This is a genomic window from Janthinobacterium algoris (assembly GCF_051380935.1).
Taxonomy (GTDB): Bacteria; Pseudomonadota; Gammaproteobacteria; order Burkholderiales; family Burkholderiaceae_D; genus Janthinobacterium.
In genome coordinates this window covers 177806-192094 of the sequence record NZ_JBNYXZ010000001.1, presented here as the reverse complement: position 1 = coordinate 192094, position 14289 = coordinate 177806, and the positions used below count along the sequence as shown (strand labels likewise).

Sequence of the window (14289 nt, the reverse complement as noted above, 5' to 3'; positions counted from 1 at the left end):
ATTCTTCCTGTAATATTTTATTGAGGGTCCACGCGGACCTGGCCATGCTCGACTGACAGTTTATCGTCAATGAACAGGCGGATGGCGCGCGGGTAAAGCAGATGTTCCTGTACCAGCACGCGCGCCGATAAGCTCTCTTCTGTGTCGCCTGGCAAGACGGGGACCTTCGCGCTCGCCACGGCCGGGCCATGATCGAGCTCGGCAGTCACGAAATGCACGGTCGCGCCGTGTTCCGTTACACCAGCATCGAGCGCCTGGCGGTGCGTCGCCATGCCCGGGAACAGCGGCAGCAGCGACGGGTGGATATTGAGCATGCGCCCCGCGTAATGTTCGACGAAGGGTGGCGTCAGGATGCGCATGAAACCGGCCAGCACGACCAGGTCAGGGGCGTAGCCGTCGATCACGGCTTGCAGCGCCGCATCAAACTGCTCGCGGCTGGCATAATCCTTGTTGGCAACGACTGCCGTCGCTATCCCATGTTTCGCGGCAAAAACCAATCCCTGGGCGTCGGCCCGGTTACTGATGACGGCGGCAATACGGGCTGGCCATTGCTCGGCTTGCGCCGCGCGTACGACCGCTTCCATGTTGCTGCCGCGTCCGGAAATGAGGATAACGATATTTTTCATAGCGCGCATTGTACCCGCTATGGCGATGCGAATCTAGAAAGGCCGGCATTATTGTTGCGGCGCAACATAGGCGCAAGCGCACCGCAGCCGCCCGGCGATGCTGATTGCCATCTGTAGGGAAGGCCAGTTTTACAGCGCCGCGGCAAGAGTAAGTATTTACTCGAACGAATAGAAGACGCGGAACGGCACTTTCTTCTCGGCCCAGTAGTCGGCCGCATCGCGGAACACGTCGAGCAGGATCTCGCGCGCTTCTTTGTCGAATTTTTGCGTATTTGGCAATTGCTCGAGCACCACCAGGAAGCCCGTTTGCGTACCGGCCTTGTGCATGGTGTCCGTCAGGCATAGGCGCAAAGCATCAAAATTCTTCGCCAGGTTTTTCGGAAACAGGAATGCTTCTGCAATAATGCCGATGACTTGTTGTTTGGTCTGTCCAGCGTTGCAATGCGCATATAAAAAGTGCTGCCCGAGACGAATCGCCTCGTCTTGTAACTCGGTCACGCGAAAGGCACGGATGGACTGGACAAGGTTGGGCGGCACGGTTAGTAACAAACTCATTTTTCCCTCAAATCGACCTGTTATGTATGGATTTGTTCTAGCTGCTCTTCTTATTGCATCCCCGCACGCGGGTCAATGCGCACGCGGTGATTCGATCTGTATCCACTTTTATGCGATTCAGTGCGATTTTATATAAGCCATACGCGTATTAGGGTAACGTGTTGTCCTGTATGAATCAACCCGAATATGATGTCAAACGCAAGATTTGTTACAAACCGCTGGTTTCAAGTCATTCAACATCTTGTATCGATTGAAAGTGCATGTTACAGACTGTGGGGCAAGGGGCTTGGGCTGTTACATTTTGTTGCCATGCGAAACACTTGTCCCGGTCTGGCGGGCTTACTATAGTCCCAAGTTGTAAAAAATACCCTGAAAGATTCTCTACATAATGAGGTTACAAATGAACTTGCAAGCCAAATTGATGATGTCAGCCCTTTGTATCGGCGCATTGCCACTCGCCCAGGCCGCCGACTTTGAAGATTTCGGCAAGGTCGTGCGCGTCGTGCCGCAAGTGGAACAGATCAATCGTCCACGCCAGGAATGCCGTACGGAATACGTGCAAGTACAGGCACCGCCGCAGCAGCGTAGCGCTGGCGGCTCCATCGTCGGCGGTATCGCCGGCGCCCTGCTCGGTAGCCAAGTCGGTGGCGGCAATGGCCGCACGGCAGCAGCAGCCGCCGGCGCGATTGCCGGCGCCGTCGTCGGCGACCGCGTCGACAACCAGAACAATTACCAGGGCGGCATGCAGGAACAAGCTGTCAAGCAATGCCGCCAGGTCGACCACTGGGAATCGCGCAACAATGGCTACCAAGTCACCTACGACTACCGCGGCCGCAACTACACGAGCATCATGTCCTACGATCCGGGCGAACGCATCCGTCTGCGCGTGTCAATCGAGCCCGCACAGCAGTAACACCTGACATAAGCTGCTGCGCGTCGGCATAGGCGGCCTGCGATGCTCACCGTACCAGAGTACGGTTGCGCTTCTCGGCCACCTCTTCCTTCCGCTCGCAACGCTTCTGTCAGGCGTTGTAACTCAGCATAAAAATGCCGGTCCCTCGGGGTCGGCATTTTTATGACACGCTATAATGCGGCACACTTTCAGGCCGCCTTATGCTTATCAAACGAAAATCCATCGAACAAGTCGAATCCTCGCGCCCTGCGCGCAAGCCCCGCTATGCCCCTGTCACCCTGTCCGAAATGGATGGCGTGCGCTATTTGCATTTCGGCACGGAATGGGTGCAGGGCGCCATGCGCATCCGCAAGCCGGACTGGCCGGAGCTCGAATACGCACAGCAGATGATGGCGTGGATGCTGTGGATCGAGCAACCGCAGCGCCTGGCCCAGCTGGGCCTGGGTACGGCGGCGTTGACCAAGTTCTGCTACCGCCAATTCCCGCAAGCGCAAGTGGAAGCCATCGAACTGAACCCGTCCGTCATCACCATCTGCGCCTCGATGTTCAAGCTGCCGCCCAACGACGAGCGCCTGCACGTGCACGAGATGGATGCGCTCGACTACGTCAACGACGACGCCAACCACGGTACCCTGGACGCCCTGCAGGTGGACCTGTACGACGCCACGGCGCGCGGTCCCGTGCTCGATAGCGCGGATTTTTATACCGCCTGCTGTGCCTGCCTGGCTCCACACGGCATCATGACGGTCAACCTGTTTGGCGACCACCCCAGCTACGCGAAGAACATCAAGGCGATGAAGTTTGCGTTTGAACAGGTGATCTGCCTGCCGGAAGTCCATGATGGGAACGTGGTGGCGATCGCTTTCAAGACGAAAGTGGCACTCGGTGCCGAAGCGCAAGCGGCCTTGCTGGAACGGGCCAAGCAGATCGTCGCCGAAACCAAGCTGCCCGCCAAGAACTGGGTCAAGGGCATCGTCAGCACCCTGTAAGCGCCGGTACACCCACGCAAGGCCGGCAGCACTGAAAGGCACCGGCCATGCCCGCTTCCCCTCCTCCTTCTCGCAACACGCCGCTGGAACTACCGCAACTGCTGGCCTGGTTGCAGGAAGACGGCTTGCTCGACGCGGCAGAAGCGGCCGCCATCGTCGGCCAGGCCGCCGTGCTGCCGGCGCCCCCCTTGCATCCGCTGTGCAACATCGCCCACGGCGCGCTGACGCTCGACACCCTGTGCGCGTGGCTGGCGCGAAAAGCCAGCCTGCCGTATCTGCGCATCGATCCCTTGCATATCGATTTCAGCCAGGTGGCCGACGTGATGACGGCCGGCTATGCGGCCCGCTTCAACATACTGCCCGTGGAAAGCACTGCAGAACGTATCGTCGTCGCCACGGCCCAGCCCTACGCGCTGGCTTGGCAGGCGCAGTTGGGAAACCTGGCGCCACGCAAGCTGAGCCTGGTCATCGCCAATCCGCTGCACATCGCCGACGCCATCGCGCAATTTTTCAGCCTGGCCAGTTCCGTCAAGGTGGCCCGGCAAGCGTCCACGCAAGACCTGACGCTGCGTCACAATTTCGAACAGCTGGTGGAACTGGGACGCAACAAGACCAGCCTCGACGCCAACGACCAGCACGTGGTGCACATCGTCGACTGGCTGTGGCAATACGCGTTTGCCGAGCGCGCGTCCGACATCCATCTGGAACCGAAGCGCGACGCGGGCCTCGTGCGCCTGCGCATCGATGGCCGGCTGCACCAGGCCTATCAATTGCCGCCCGTGGTGCTATTGGCCATGACGGCGCGCATCAAGTTGCTCGGGCGCATGGACGTGGTGGAAAAGCGCCGCCCCCAGGACGGCCGCATCAAGACGCGCAATGCGCAGGGCCAGGAAATCGAGCTGCGCCTGTCGACCTTGCCCACGGCCTTCGGCGAAAAACTCGTCATGCGCATCTTCGACCCGGAAATCGCCATCAAGAGCCTGTTTGATCTGGGCTTTCCGCCCGCAGACGCCGAACGCTGGCGCCAACTGACGGCGCGCACGCACGGCATCGTGCTGGTGACGGGCCCCACCGGTTCAGGCAAGACCAGCACCCTGTACAGCACCTTGAAGGCGCTGGCCAGCAGTGAAGTCAATGTGTGCACAGTGGAAGACCCGATTGAAATGGTCGAACCGGCCTTCAACCAGATGCAGGTGCAAACCCAGGCCGGCATCGAACTGTCGTTTGCCGATGGCGTGCGGGCGCTGATGCGGCAAGATCCCGACATCATCATGGTGGGAGAAATCCGCGACCTGGCCACGGCAGAAATGGCCATCCAGGCGGCCCTGACGGGCCATTTGGTGCTGTCGACCCTGCACACCAACGACGCGCCCTCGGCCGTCATGCGCCTGCTGGAACTGGGCTTGCCCGCCTATCTGCTGGAGGCATGCCTGATCGGCGTGCTGGCGCAGCGCCTGCTGCGCTGCCTGTGCCCGGGCTGCAAGCAGCTGGATGCCGCCACGGGCGCGGCTGCATGGCAGCGTCTGACGGGCGGCCAGCTGGAACGGCCGCAGGCCACGTACCGCCCGGTTGGCTGCGCCCAGTGCCGGCACAGCGGCTACCTGGGGCGTGCGGGCATTTATGAACTGCTGAGCGTGACGGAAACGTTCGGCCAGCTGGTCAAGGCGGGCGCCGACCTGCATGCGCTGCGCTGCCAGAGCATCCTCGACGGCATGACGCCGCTGCGCATCGCCGGCGCGCGCAAGATCATCGACGGCACGACCAGCATCGACGAAGTGCTGAAGATCACGGCAGCCCTGCATTAGCTGGCCAGCACTTTCTCGTAGGAATGCTTTGCATTCTTTTTCACCTGATATATAATGCGGCCTCTTTCGGGTCGTTAGCTCAGCTGGTAGAGCAGCGGACTTTTAATCCGTTGGTCGCAGGTTCGAATCCCGCACGGCCTACCACGAATGCGCAGTACTAAAAAGCTCATCCTCACGGATGGGCTTTTTTCATTTCAGGCTCCCAGGGTTATACTGGTTCTCCGTCTTGCCAGCCCTGAAAGAAATGCATGAAACTTGCCTCCACCCTCCTCCTGGCCACCGCCTGCCTGTCCACGCAGGCACATGCACAAGTACAGCCGCCCATCGTGCTCGACGGCCAGTACAGCGCGCGCACGGACGAGATGAGCTTGCAGATCATCGGCAACCGCGTCTGCTTCGCGCCCGACAAGGCGCAATGGGGCCGCCTGCCCCGCCCCGCAGCGACACACGATGCGTGGTTCTGCTTTTCCAACGATGGCGAGGCGCGCCGGCTGCTGCGCGTGCCCGCGCGCCAGGCCGACAATTGCGGCTGGCAAGCGCGTGCCCGAATCGTCATCGATACCTACCAAGCGTATGTCGAGCAAGGCGACGGCAACGACATGGCGCGCCTGGCGTCGGTCATCAAGGTGGCGCAACCAAATGCCATCGCCTGCGAATAAACGCTAGTCGAGTTCGTATTCCTGCAAATAACGTGCAAACAAGTCGCCATCGGCCAGCGGACACGCAAACCCTGCGCCCCAGTCGGCCAGCAGCAACTGCTCTTTCAAGGGCAGCAGCAACAGCTCAGGCATACCATTGCTGCACCACAGGTCGCACACGATGCCCTTGTCATCCAGGCCGGCAAACAAGGTCTCCGTCTTGTCGCCGCCAAAGGCCAACACGTTCTTGCATTCCACGCGATAACTGCTGTAGCCCGTGTAGACGGCGTCATACGGCGGCATGGAGTCCGCCAGCGCCTGCCGCAGCTGCTCGGCCGTGATACCCAGCGTGCGCAGTGCCGACGGCGGCGCCTCGGGCACGTACATCTGCGTCCAGCCGGCGCCACTGCGGTGCGCATCGGCGAACGCCTGCTGCTCGCCCATCTGCGTCAAACAGTGCTGCAAATTATCCAGCGGCAACAGTTCGATCATGCAAAAGTCGTCTTCGTGATAATACGCTTCCCGCATGGCTTAATTCTCCAGCAACTCTTGCAGTTGCACATTGCGCCGTGACGTCAGCCGGCCGGCCCAGGTGTCGCTGGTGACGGACGGATAGCGCACGGCACCAAAGTTCATCCAGGCATCGCGGTACGCCAGCCACAGGCGCTGGGTGGCGCGGATGCCATCCTTGCCCACGGCGCCCGCATAGGTTTCCACCGGCTTTTTCATCAGCTTGCCGTAGATGGCGTTGAGTTCCTTGTCGAGCGCCGCCACTTGCGCCTTCGACATGCTGGCAGGCAGCTTGCCCGCTTCGTATTCACGCAGATCGTGCGCCAGTAAATCAAGCTCGGCCGTACGGGCCGCGATGCTCAGGGCAGCGCGCGCCGTGCCGCTCAAATCCGTTTCATTGGCGGCGCGCGCATCGGCAAACTTGCTTGCCGCCGCCTGCAGTTTTTGCAACGAGGCTTGCGCCACGGCCGGCATACTTTCACTGACTTTGCCTGTCGCCTGCGCGCGCACGCGCTGCTTTTGCCGCGCATCGATGGCGCTGCACACGCCCATCATGTAGCCGCTGGTGATGTCGTCGCACCAGTCGATCATGCCGCGCCCGCTGGCATTGATCTGCTGCAAGTGTTCGATGCGGCCCTGCATCTCGGCCGGCGCCGCATCGATGCTGCACGCATACTTAAGCGCCAGCAACGGGTCTTTCTGCACGCCCTGTCCATTCTGGTACAACATCATCAGCACGGCGCTGTTGTGCGTGGCCATGGCGCAATGGCGCGCGGGACGCCAGTCGGCAGGCTTGGGCGAGGACATACTCTTGGTATCGTAATACAGGTCGCTTGCCTGGCACTGCTGCAAGGCAGCCACGGCGGATGGGGCCGGCTGGTCGGCCGGTGGTGGCACCGCATCCTTGACCTTCAGGCAGCCCGCATACCAGGCAGTGCTTTCCGCGTGACCCACGCCCATGGCGCTGGTATTCGGGTACGGTGCAGCGGCAAAGCCCGGACTGGCAAGCAGCGCGCCCGCGCCCAGCAATAGCGTTTTCAATAAGGATAGATAAATTTTCATGTTCAAGCAGCGCCAGCGTGAGTAAAGCGGCAAGTTTAACTGATCGGATACGCCAGGGCTGTCCGTCACGCGTGCGCCAGCCTGGTAAGTAACGGTACTCAGCCTTGGCAGTGCAGGAATCGATGGGCAATAATGTTGCCCGCTGTACTTTTTTCACTTCCCGGACCATGCCCATGACCTCACCCCGTCTTCGCCGTTCCCTCGGCTCCCTGCTGATCACAGCAGCCTGTGCCTCGCTGGCAACGACCGTCCACGCCGCCGATACCACGGCGGCTATACCGGTTGCCACCACGCAAACGCAAGCCAAACACGCCATCACGCATGAAGACGTATGGCTGATGAAACGCGTGGGCGCGCCCGTCGCCAGCCCGGATGGAAAGTGGGCCGTTTTTTCCGTGGTCGACAGCGCCTACGATAGCAAGGAACAATGGTCGGACCTGTGGATCAAGTCGCTGCTTGACGACAGCCCCGCGCGCCGCCTGACTTACTCCAAGAGCGGCGAAGGCGCCGTGGCCTGGTCGCCGGACAGCCGCCAGTTGGTCTTCGTTGCCAAGCGCGATGGCGATGAAGCGGGACAGATTTACCGCCTCGACGTGGCCGCTGGCGGCGAAGCGCAACGGCTAACGAGCTTGACCATGGGTGCGCGCATGCCGAAATGGAGTCCGGACGGCAAGCAATTGCTGTTCATCAGCGACATCTATCCAGGCAACAAGACGGAAAGCGAGGTCAAGCAAAGTGCTAAAGAGCGCAAGGAACGCAAGGTCAGCGCCCGTTCGTATGAAACGACGGCGCCCCGCTATTTCGACAAATGGCTGACCGACAAGCAAGTGCGGTTGTTCATCGTCGATGCGCAGCCTGAGGCGAAAGGTGAAAACACACCGCGCGACATCCTGTCGGGCACGCAACTGGTCACCCTGCCGGGCTTTGGCGGCGGCCAGGGCGACGAAGGCCAATCCCTGGACGCCGTCTGGGCGCCCGATGGCAAGGCCGTCGTCTTCAATGCGGCCACCAACCACGATGCGGCCCAGCGCGAAGCCGTCTATTCCCAGCTGTACTGGCTGCCCGTGGCAGGCGGCGAAGCGCAGCGTTTGACGCAAGACAAACACAGCTACGGTTCCCTGAAATTTTCTGCCGACGGCAAGACCCTGTTCGCCTTGAGCGACGCGCAAACGCCGGGCAAGGTGTATGACGTGAAACGCCTGGCCAGTTTTGCCTGGCCAATGAGCAACCCTGCGCCAACGATATTGACAGCCAAGCTGGATCGGTCGATTTCGCGCTTCGTGCTGCCAGAAGGCGGCAAGCGCGTCCTCTTCAGCTACGAACATGCGGGCCTGGAAAAGCTGTACTCGATCGATGCCAGGGGTGGCGAGGTGCGCGAGGAGCCATCCTTGCCGACGGGCACCATCAACTCGCTGAGCAGCGGCGGCAAGGCCCTGGTCGGCGTGTGGGAGTCAAGCATCAATCCGCCGGAAATCTATGCCTTCAACGGCAGGCAGCCGAAGCGCCTGACGGCCTTCAACACGGACAAGGCAAATAAAATCGACTGGCAGGCGCCCGAGCATTTCTGGTTCACCACGGTTGACGGCCGTCAGATCCACAATATGCTCATCAAGCCCGCCAACTTTGACCCAAACAAGAAGTACCCGCTGTTTACCGTCATCCATGGCGGCGCGGCCAGCATGTGGCGCGACCAGTTCGTGCTGCGCTGGAACTATCATTTGCTGGCCAAGCCCGGCTACGTTGTCTTGCTGACCGACTACAAGGGCTCCACCGGCTATGGCGAGGAATTCTCGCGGGCTATTCAGTTCGACCCATTGAAGGGTCCGGGCGACGAAGTCAACCAGGGCGTCGATGAAGCCATCAAGAAATATCCCTTCATCGACGGCACGCAGCTGGCCGCCGGCGGCGCCAGCTATGGCGGCCACCTGGCCAACTGGCTGCAAGCGACCACCACGCGCTACAAGGCCATCGTCTCGCACGCGGGCGAAATGGACTTGATCATGCAATGGGGTACCAGCGATGGCGGCTTCGGCCGTGAAACGAATGCGGGCGGCCCCGTCTGGTCGAACTTGCCCGTGTGGCGCGACCAAAGCCCGGTCATGCAAGCGGGCAACCATGAAAAAGGCACGGGGTTTACCACCCCCATCCTGATCACCGTGGGCGAACTCGATTACCGCGTGCCGGCCAACAATGCCTTGATGAACTTTGCTGTGCAACAACGCCTGAACGTGCCCGCAAAATTGCTGGTATTCCCGGATGAAAATCACTGGATTCTGAAGGGCGAGAACAGCCGCTTCTTCTATAGCGAAGTCGAGGGCTGGTTAGCAAAATACTTGAAATAAGGCTGCTGCACGCTTCTTGAAAAGCCAGGCTCCGCGCATGCGGGCCTGGCTTTTTTCATGCGGGCTGGGCGGGGCCACGGAAGCGCCCAGCTGGTGGCCGGCGAAGATCCAGCCAAGCACCATGCCCGCCCGCTCCCGGCCAAACGTGGCGCCCACCAGCTTCACCGTGAGCGGCACGGTGGCGGCTGGCAGCGATCAAGCCCAGGGCCACGCAGATGACATTGCGCAAGCTGAAGCGCTCCATCAGGATGGCGGCAAACGGCCCCATCAGGCAAAACAGCACGAAGCACACGGCCAGGGCCGAGGAAATCTGCTCGGCATCCCAGCCGAATTCGCGGTTCAAGGGCTGCATCAGCGCCCCCGGCAAGCCCAGCGCGGCAGACGAGGTCAAGGCGGTGAGGAAAGTAATGGCGGTAATGGCGACGATGCCCAGGCAAAGTGGAGGCCGCACCGCTCCAGCTATAGCGAAAAAAGATAAGAAAGCATGCCGCCCTCATGAGAAAAAGTGGATACCGATCCACACCAGCCGGTGGGATTTTTCTCATGCTGCATTATGATCGTCATTTATACAGTCGAAAAACTGGAACGACACTGCTGCGTGCCGCTCCAGTCCTGGCTGCAAGTTTTGTGAAAAATGCCGCTTACTTCACCTTCAAGTCATTTTTCACATCCGTCACGCCGTCCACGCCACGGGCCAGGTCGGCGGCTTTTTTTACTTGCGCCTGGGAGGGTACGAAGCCGCTGAGCATGACGACACCATTCACCGTTTCCACGTGCACATCGAGCGCTTTCAAGTCATTGTCCTTGACGAGGTCCGCCTTGATCTTGGTGGTGATGACGGAGTCGGCTACGGCCATCTTGGTGCTGCCGGCTACATTGCGCGTCACGCAGGCGGCCTTGGCCGTCGCATCCATGGCGTCGCAATTTTCCTTCGTGGTGGCAGGCGGATTTTGCGCGACGTTGGTACCGGCCCTGGCGCCCGTGTTGGCGTCAGCCAGCGCGGCCGTTTTCGCCGCCTTGGCATCGTTCATGCACGTGGTTTTGTCTGCGCCCGAGCGGTCGCCGCACTTGGCCTTGGCCATGTCATACTCTGCATTGGCGACGTCCTTGCGGGCCTTGCCCAGTTCGCGCGGGGTGTTGCGGTATTGCGCCACGGCATCCGAATCGGCCTTGGCGCGCGCCGCCTTGGCTTCTTCAACGCAGACTTTTTTCGCGTTGCCGCTGTGGCCATCGCAAGCGGCTTTGGCCTGCTTGTAGTCGGCCGCTGCCTTGTCCGTCAAGCTCTTGTACGAGGCATCCTGCGCATACGCGGGCGCGGCGGCAAGCAGGGCGCTGGCACTGGCGGCCAGCATGAGTGCGATCATTTTGTTCATGATAGTTCCTCTCTGGTTAGTTGATGCTCAGATTAGACCCCTGCCGCACGCAAAGCTCCGTGCGACAGCACACGCTGACAGGCCATGCGCGTAATAATCAGCGTTTATTTGTCGCCGCTCAAACCCTTACGCCACAATACTTGCGCCTGTTCAAATGGTGAAGCGGACTCATCAAATGCGCCTTCGCCATCCGCCAACGCCAGCCATGCCTGGGTAGCATGCGAACCGCCCGCGCTATCGCCGCCGGCGCGCACGCCGCGCATCCAGGCCAGCACATCACGGTATTGCCCGGGGTGGCGTCCGTGCATCCAGGCCAGGGCCACCAGGTCCGCATAGGCCTCTTCGCGGCGCGTCTCGCGCAGCTCCTGCGCCAGCGGTGTCAACTTGCCGCGTTGCATGCTGGTTGGTTCGATAAAGCCGCGCGGCAAGGCATGCCAGTCGCCCTGCACATAGCGCTGACAATGGCCGATTTCATGCGCCGTCATCGCTTCGATCATCATGCCTTGGCGCGCGGGCAGTACATCTTGCAAGACACTGTCCGCTTGCGCATTGCCGCGCAGCGACAGCACCAGCTTGCAGCGCCCCGCTTCGTAGCCCAGCGCCAGCGGCACGGCACCGGGCGCATCCTGGGGTTGCACGATGATATCGATGGGTAAACCTTGCGCGCGCGCAAACGCGATGACGGGCTGGCCCGCCTGCAGCCAGCGGCTTTCCAGATCGGTGAGCTGGGCGGCAGCCACGGCGGGCACAGGGGACAAAGCGATGAGCAAGCTCATCAGCAAGAGCGGATTTGGCATGGGATCGATGGGGAAAAGGATTTACCACTGCAGAGTAAGCGGTAAAAATATTTCCACAAGGAAATACTGGCAACTTTTCAGAAAAAAGGCGAAAAAAAACCGGCGCAGATGCACCGGCTTTTCATTCTGATAATAGTCAAGGTCGGGTTATTTCTTCGTCGCTTGATCCAGGGCGCGGGCCGTGACGAATTCCGGGCGGATATCGTTGGGCACGGCCTTCATCTTGTCGAGCGCCACCTGCACTTCCGGGCGGATCACCACGTACTTGCTCATCATATCTTTCGCGCGCGCATAATCGCCCGTCGCCTCGATGGTCAAAAATTCACGGTCCAGGTCGATCACTGCTTGCTTGATCTTGCCAAAATCGACGCCGAACTTGCCGTCACCCAGGGACACAAAGCCGCCCTTGTCGAGGATGTAATTCATCTGGATGGCCATGCCGCGCGCGTGCGAATCGGTCAGGCCGAAATGCAGGGTGCGGAAACCCGAGGCGAGGAAAGTGTTGTACAGCTTGCGCTCGGCCACGTCGCCCTGGCCCAGGGTATCGTTGAGTTGCCCTTTGTCCATCATGTAGCGCAGCGCGTACAGGCCCGTGATGTCGGCCTTGGCTTCTTCGATGGTGGAATACGCTTCCTTCAAGTCCTGGCGCGGCGTGGATGGCTTGCCATCGACGACGGTGGCATGCGGGCCCAGGCCGTGCATGATTTCATGCGCGAGGATGTGCGTGAAGAAGGAATTGAAATCCACGTCCTGCTGCGCTTCGGGCGTCAATACCAGCTTGGAAATCGGCGTCAAGGTGGCCTTGAACTTGGCTTCCTGCACGTTTTTCAGCATCACGCGCTTGGAACCGCGCGCGCTGATGATGCGCTCGTCGTTGGGCAGGTTGTAGGCGGCTGTCTGCACGGCCATGTTGCCGTCGCCAGCGCCATACACCTGGTTGACCACCACCATCGGCGCCAGCGCGCCCACTTTCGGGTTGCGGTATTGCGCGTCGAGCGGCAGGTTGTCTTCCAGCTCCTGCATGTGCTTGGCGAAGAAATCGAGCTTTTGCGTTTCCGCCTGGTCGCGGATGTTCACATAAGCCTCGAACGCGGCCTTGTAGCCGAATAACTCGTCGTTATACGTTTCATACGGGCCGATGGTGATGTCGACGGGCGAATCGAGGTCCATCCAAGCGAAGTCGGACGGCAGGTAATCGTTGTCGAGGAAAGCCTTGGCACGCAGGGTCAAAAATTTCTTCAACGATGCGTTGTCCGTGGCGGCCGCCGCCGCGTCGAGCAGCTTGGCCAGCTGTTTCAGCTCCACCTTGTACTCGTCCGCATACTTGACGGTCTGATATATATCACCTTTGCCATCCTTGCCCGTGCGGATGGTGGTGAAGAACCATTGCGCCTGCTGTTTGTCGTCCGGCGACAAGCCGTTCATCCACGTTTCCAGGCTGGCTTTGGTGGCGCCTTGCGGATAGAAATTGCCCGCTTCCGGCTTGTGCGCGGGAATGGCGATGCCGGCGTAGCTGGCCGGCATGAACGAGGCGTGTGCGTCGAGCACCGACCATGGCCCCTTGTTGATCCAGAAATAATTCAGACGGGCCTGGCCCAGCGCCGACTTGTCTTTCTTGAGTGCCGCCCACAGCGCTTCATTGCCGGACCAGCGCTGGCGCAGTTGCAGCACGTCGACCAGCTTGGCCGCTTCGACCAGCTTGGCGATGGCTTGGCGGTCGCCCGCGGACAGGTGCGTGACATCGGCGCTCAGCGCGACGGGCGCGTAGCGGGCGCCCATGGTGGTCAGTTGCGCGGCGGTGGCCGGGGTGGCCGGGGCGGCCGCTGGCGTTGCGGCGCAGGCGCTGCCGACGGCGGCAGCCATCAGCAGGGGAATCAAGAGTTTTTTCATCGAGGTCTCGGTTGGATTTTTCTCAGGCGCGGCTGGCGCGGATGGCGCGCTGCCGCTTTCTTGCTCAGCCTGCGATTGTCCCACCTGCCCCCATGGCATGGCAAGCGGCTTACCAGACCTTGTACACCTGCCCCGTCTGCGCCCCTTCCACGCTGCGGCTGTAAGCCAGGGCCACGCGGCTGGCGGCGGCCGGCTCGAAGCCGTAGAAGAACGGGCCATACGCTTCCAGCGATTCGGCCAGGACCGTGGGGCTGACGGCATTGATGCGTACGCCGCGCGCCAGTTCGATGGCGGCACCCCGCACGAAGCCTTCCACGGCCGCATTCGTCATGCTGGCGGCTGCGCCGAAGCGGATCGGCTGCTCGGCCACGATGCCGCTGGTGAGGGTGATCGAACCGCCGTCGTTCAGGTATTCCTGCGCCACCAGCGCCACGTTGACCTGGCCCATCAGCTTGCTGTCCAGACCCAGCTGGAATTGCTCAGGAGTAAATTCGGCCAGGGGGCCGAAATGCAGCTTGCCGGCCGTGACGACGACGGCATCGACCTTGCCGATGCGCTTGAAAAGGGCGCGCACCTGCGCGATGTCGCCCATGTCGGCCTGGTGCGTGCCACTGCGGCTGCCCACTTCGATGATTTCATGGCGTTGCGCCAGTTGTGCTGCGACGGCCGTGCCGATGGTGCCGCTGGCGCCGATGATGACGATTTTCATACTGCTTCCTTGTCTGGAGTTGAACGATGGAGCCAGTATGCGCCGCTTCCAAAAAGGAATAAATACGCTAGAATTTACAA

At 60.9% G+C, this 14289-nt stretch carries 13 protein-coding genes, 1 tRNA gene and 1 pseudogene; 6 read left to right on the top strand and 9 right to left on the bottom strand.

Annotation, left to right across the window (positions count from 1 at the left end; translation table 11 throughout):
• Positions 1-17 precede the first annotated feature (17 nt).
• Both purN and ACQ4W7_RS00840 read right to left on the bottom strand, forming a co-directional pair.
• Positions 18-626, bottom strand: coding sequence for a phosphoribosylglycinamide formyltransferase (gene purN / locus ACQ4W7_RS00845; RefSeq protein WP_426071538.1), 609 nt, complete (start codon positions 624-626; stop codon positions 18-20).
• Between the two features lie 156 nt (positions 627-782).
• Positions 783-1181 carry a barstar family protein gene (locus tag ACQ4W7_RS00840; RefSeq protein ID WP_071075771.1) on the bottom strand — a complete coding sequence of 133 codons (399 nt, stop codon included), beginning with the start codon at positions 1179-1181 and terminating at the stop codon, positions 783-785.
• Positions 1182-1581: 400 nt separating this feature from the next.
• Here ACQ4W7_RS00840 and ACQ4W7_RS00835 point away from each other — a divergent pair, with 400 nt between their 5' ends.
• The 5 genes from ACQ4W7_RS00835 (at position 1582) to ACQ4W7_RS00815 (ending at position 5547) form a co-directional block, all read left to right on the top strand.
• On the top strand, positions 1582-2094 hold the full coding sequence (locus ACQ4W7_RS00835; RefSeq protein WP_034785134.1) for a glycine zipper 2TM domain-containing protein: 513 nt from the start codon (positions 1582-1584) through the stop codon (positions 2092-2094).
• A gap of 200 nt (positions 2095-2294) precedes the next feature.
• Positions 2295-3083, top strand: a complete 789-nt coding sequence (locus ACQ4W7_RS00830; RefSeq protein WP_436527811.1) for a spermine/spermidine synthase domain-containing protein — start codon at positions 2295-2297, stop codon at positions 3081-3083.
• A gap of 47 nt (positions 3084-3130) precedes the next feature.
• The gene (locus ACQ4W7_RS00825; RefSeq protein WP_436527809.1) at positions 3131-4888 is read left to right on the top strand and encodes a GspE/PulE family protein; all 1758 of its coding nucleotides are present in this window, start codon (positions 3131-3133) and stop codon (positions 4886-4888) included.
• 68 nt (positions 4889-4956) lie between these two features.
• Positions 4957-5032: transfer RNA gene (locus ACQ4W7_RS00820), tRNA-Lys, on the top strand.
• Between the two features lie 104 nt (positions 5033-5136).
• Positions 5137-5547: a hypothetical protein gene (locus ACQ4W7_RS00815; protein ID WP_436527807.1), complete on the top strand. Its 411-nt coding sequence runs from the start codon at positions 5137-5139 to the stop codon at positions 5545-5547.
• Between the two features lie 3 nt (positions 5548-5550).
• Here ACQ4W7_RS00815 and ACQ4W7_RS00810 read toward each other — a convergent pair whose 3' ends face one another.
• Both ACQ4W7_RS00810 and ACQ4W7_RS00805 read right to left on the bottom strand, forming a co-directional pair.
• Entirely contained in the window at positions 5551-6054 is a 504-nt protein-coding gene (locus ACQ4W7_RS00810; RefSeq protein WP_436527805.1) for a hypothetical protein, read from the bottom strand.
• A gap of 3 nt (positions 6055-6057) precedes the next feature.
• On the bottom strand, positions 6058-7098 hold the full coding sequence (locus ACQ4W7_RS00805) for a lysozyme inhibitor LprI family protein (RefSeq protein ID WP_436527803.1): 1041 nt from the start codon (positions 7096-7098) through the stop codon (positions 6058-6060).
• A 173-nt stretch (positions 7099-7271) separates the two neighbouring features.
• Between ACQ4W7_RS00805 and ACQ4W7_RS00800 the strand changes: the two genes are divergently transcribed.
• Positions 7272-9440, top strand: coding sequence for a prolyl oligopeptidase family serine peptidase (locus tag ACQ4W7_RS00800; protein ID WP_436527801.1), 2169 nt, complete (start codon positions 7272-7274; stop codon positions 9438-9440).
• Positions 9441-9627: 187 nt separating this feature from the next.
• On the opposite strand, the pseudogene ACQ4W7_RS00795 reads toward ACQ4W7_RS00800, so the two are convergent.
• The 5 genes and pseudogenes from ACQ4W7_RS00795 to ACQ4W7_RS00775 form a co-directional block, all read right to left on the bottom strand.
• Positions 9628-9899 (bottom strand): annotated as a pseudogene (locus tag ACQ4W7_RS00795) (MFS transporter); the annotation flags it as partial.
• A gap of 182 nt (positions 9900-10081) precedes the next feature.
• Positions 10082-10813: a BON domain-containing protein gene (locus ACQ4W7_RS00790; protein WP_436527799.1), complete on the bottom strand. Its 732-nt coding sequence runs from the start codon at positions 10811-10813 to the stop codon at positions 10082-10084.
• Between the two features lie 104 nt (positions 10814-10917).
• Positions 10918-11610, bottom strand: a complete 693-nt coding sequence (locus ACQ4W7_RS00785) for a hypothetical protein (protein WP_426071530.1) — start codon at positions 11608-11610, stop codon at positions 10918-10920.
• A 147-nt stretch (positions 11611-11757) separates the two neighbouring features.
• The gene (locus ACQ4W7_RS00780) at positions 11758-13500 is read right to left on the bottom strand and encodes a dipeptidyl-peptidase 3 family protein (protein WP_436527797.1); all 1743 of its coding nucleotides are present in this window, start codon (positions 13498-13500) and stop codon (positions 11758-11760) included.
• Positions 13501-13609: 109 nt separating this feature from the next.
• On the bottom strand, positions 13610-14209 hold the full coding sequence (locus ACQ4W7_RS00775) for a short chain dehydrogenase (RefSeq protein WP_426071528.1): 600 nt from the start codon (positions 14207-14209) through the stop codon (positions 13610-13612).
• Between the last annotated feature and the right edge of the window lie 80 nt (positions 14210-14289).

What these genes read in the sequence shown, in the direction of transcription:
- ACQ4W7_RS00785 (WP_426071530.1), bottom strand. Translation starts at nt 11,610, where the DNA reads ATGCCAAATCCGCTCTTGCTGATGAGCTTGCTCATCGCTTTGTCCCCT.
- ACQ4W7_RS00815 (WP_436527807.1), top strand. Translation starts at nt 5,137, where the DNA reads ATGAAACTTGCCTCCACCCTCCTCCTGGCCACCGCCTGCCTGTCCACG.
- ACQ4W7_RS00830 (WP_436527811.1), top strand. Translation starts at nt 2,295, where the DNA reads ATGCTTATCAAACGAAAATCCATCGAACAAGTCGAATCCTCGCGCCCT.
- ACQ4W7_RS00810 (WP_436527805.1), bottom strand. Translation starts at nt 6,054, where the DNA reads ATGCGGGAAGCGTATTATCACGAAGACGACTTTTGCATGATCGAACTG.
- purN (WP_426071538.1), bottom strand. Translation starts at nt 626, where the DNA reads ATGAAAAATATCGTTATCCTCATTTCCGGACGCGGCAGCAACATGGAA.
- ACQ4W7_RS00775 (WP_426071528.1), bottom strand. Translation starts at nt 14,209, where the DNA reads ATGAAAATCGTCATCATCGGCGCCAGCGGCACCATCGGCACGGCCGTC.
- ACQ4W7_RS00800 (WP_436527801.1), top strand. Translation starts at nt 7,272, where the DNA reads ATGACCTCACCCCGTCTTCGCCGTTCCCTCGGCTCCCTGCTGATCACA.
- ACQ4W7_RS00825 (WP_436527809.1), top strand. Translation starts at nt 3,131, where the DNA reads ATGCCCGCTTCCCCTCCTCCTTCTCGCAACACGCCGCTGGAACTACCG.
- ACQ4W7_RS00835 (WP_034785134.1), top strand. Translation starts at nt 1,582, where the DNA reads ATGAACTTGCAAGCCAAATTGATGATGTCAGCCCTTTGTATCGGCGCA.
- ACQ4W7_RS00805 (WP_436527803.1), bottom strand. Translation starts at nt 7,098, where the DNA reads ATGAAAATTTATCTATCCTTATTGAAAACGCTATTGCTGGGCGCGGGC.
- ACQ4W7_RS00840 (WP_071075771.1), bottom strand. Translation starts at nt 1,181, where the DNA reads ATGAGTTTGTTACTAACCGTGCCGCCCAACCTTGTCCAGTCCATCCGT.
- ACQ4W7_RS00790 (WP_436527799.1), bottom strand. Translation starts at nt 10,813, where the DNA reads ATGAACAAAATGATCGCACTCATGCTGGCCGCCAGTGCCAGCGCCCTG.
- ACQ4W7_RS00780 (WP_436527797.1), bottom strand. Translation starts at nt 13,500, where the DNA reads ATGAAAAAACTCTTGATTCCCCTGCTGATGGCTGCCGCCGTCGGCAGC.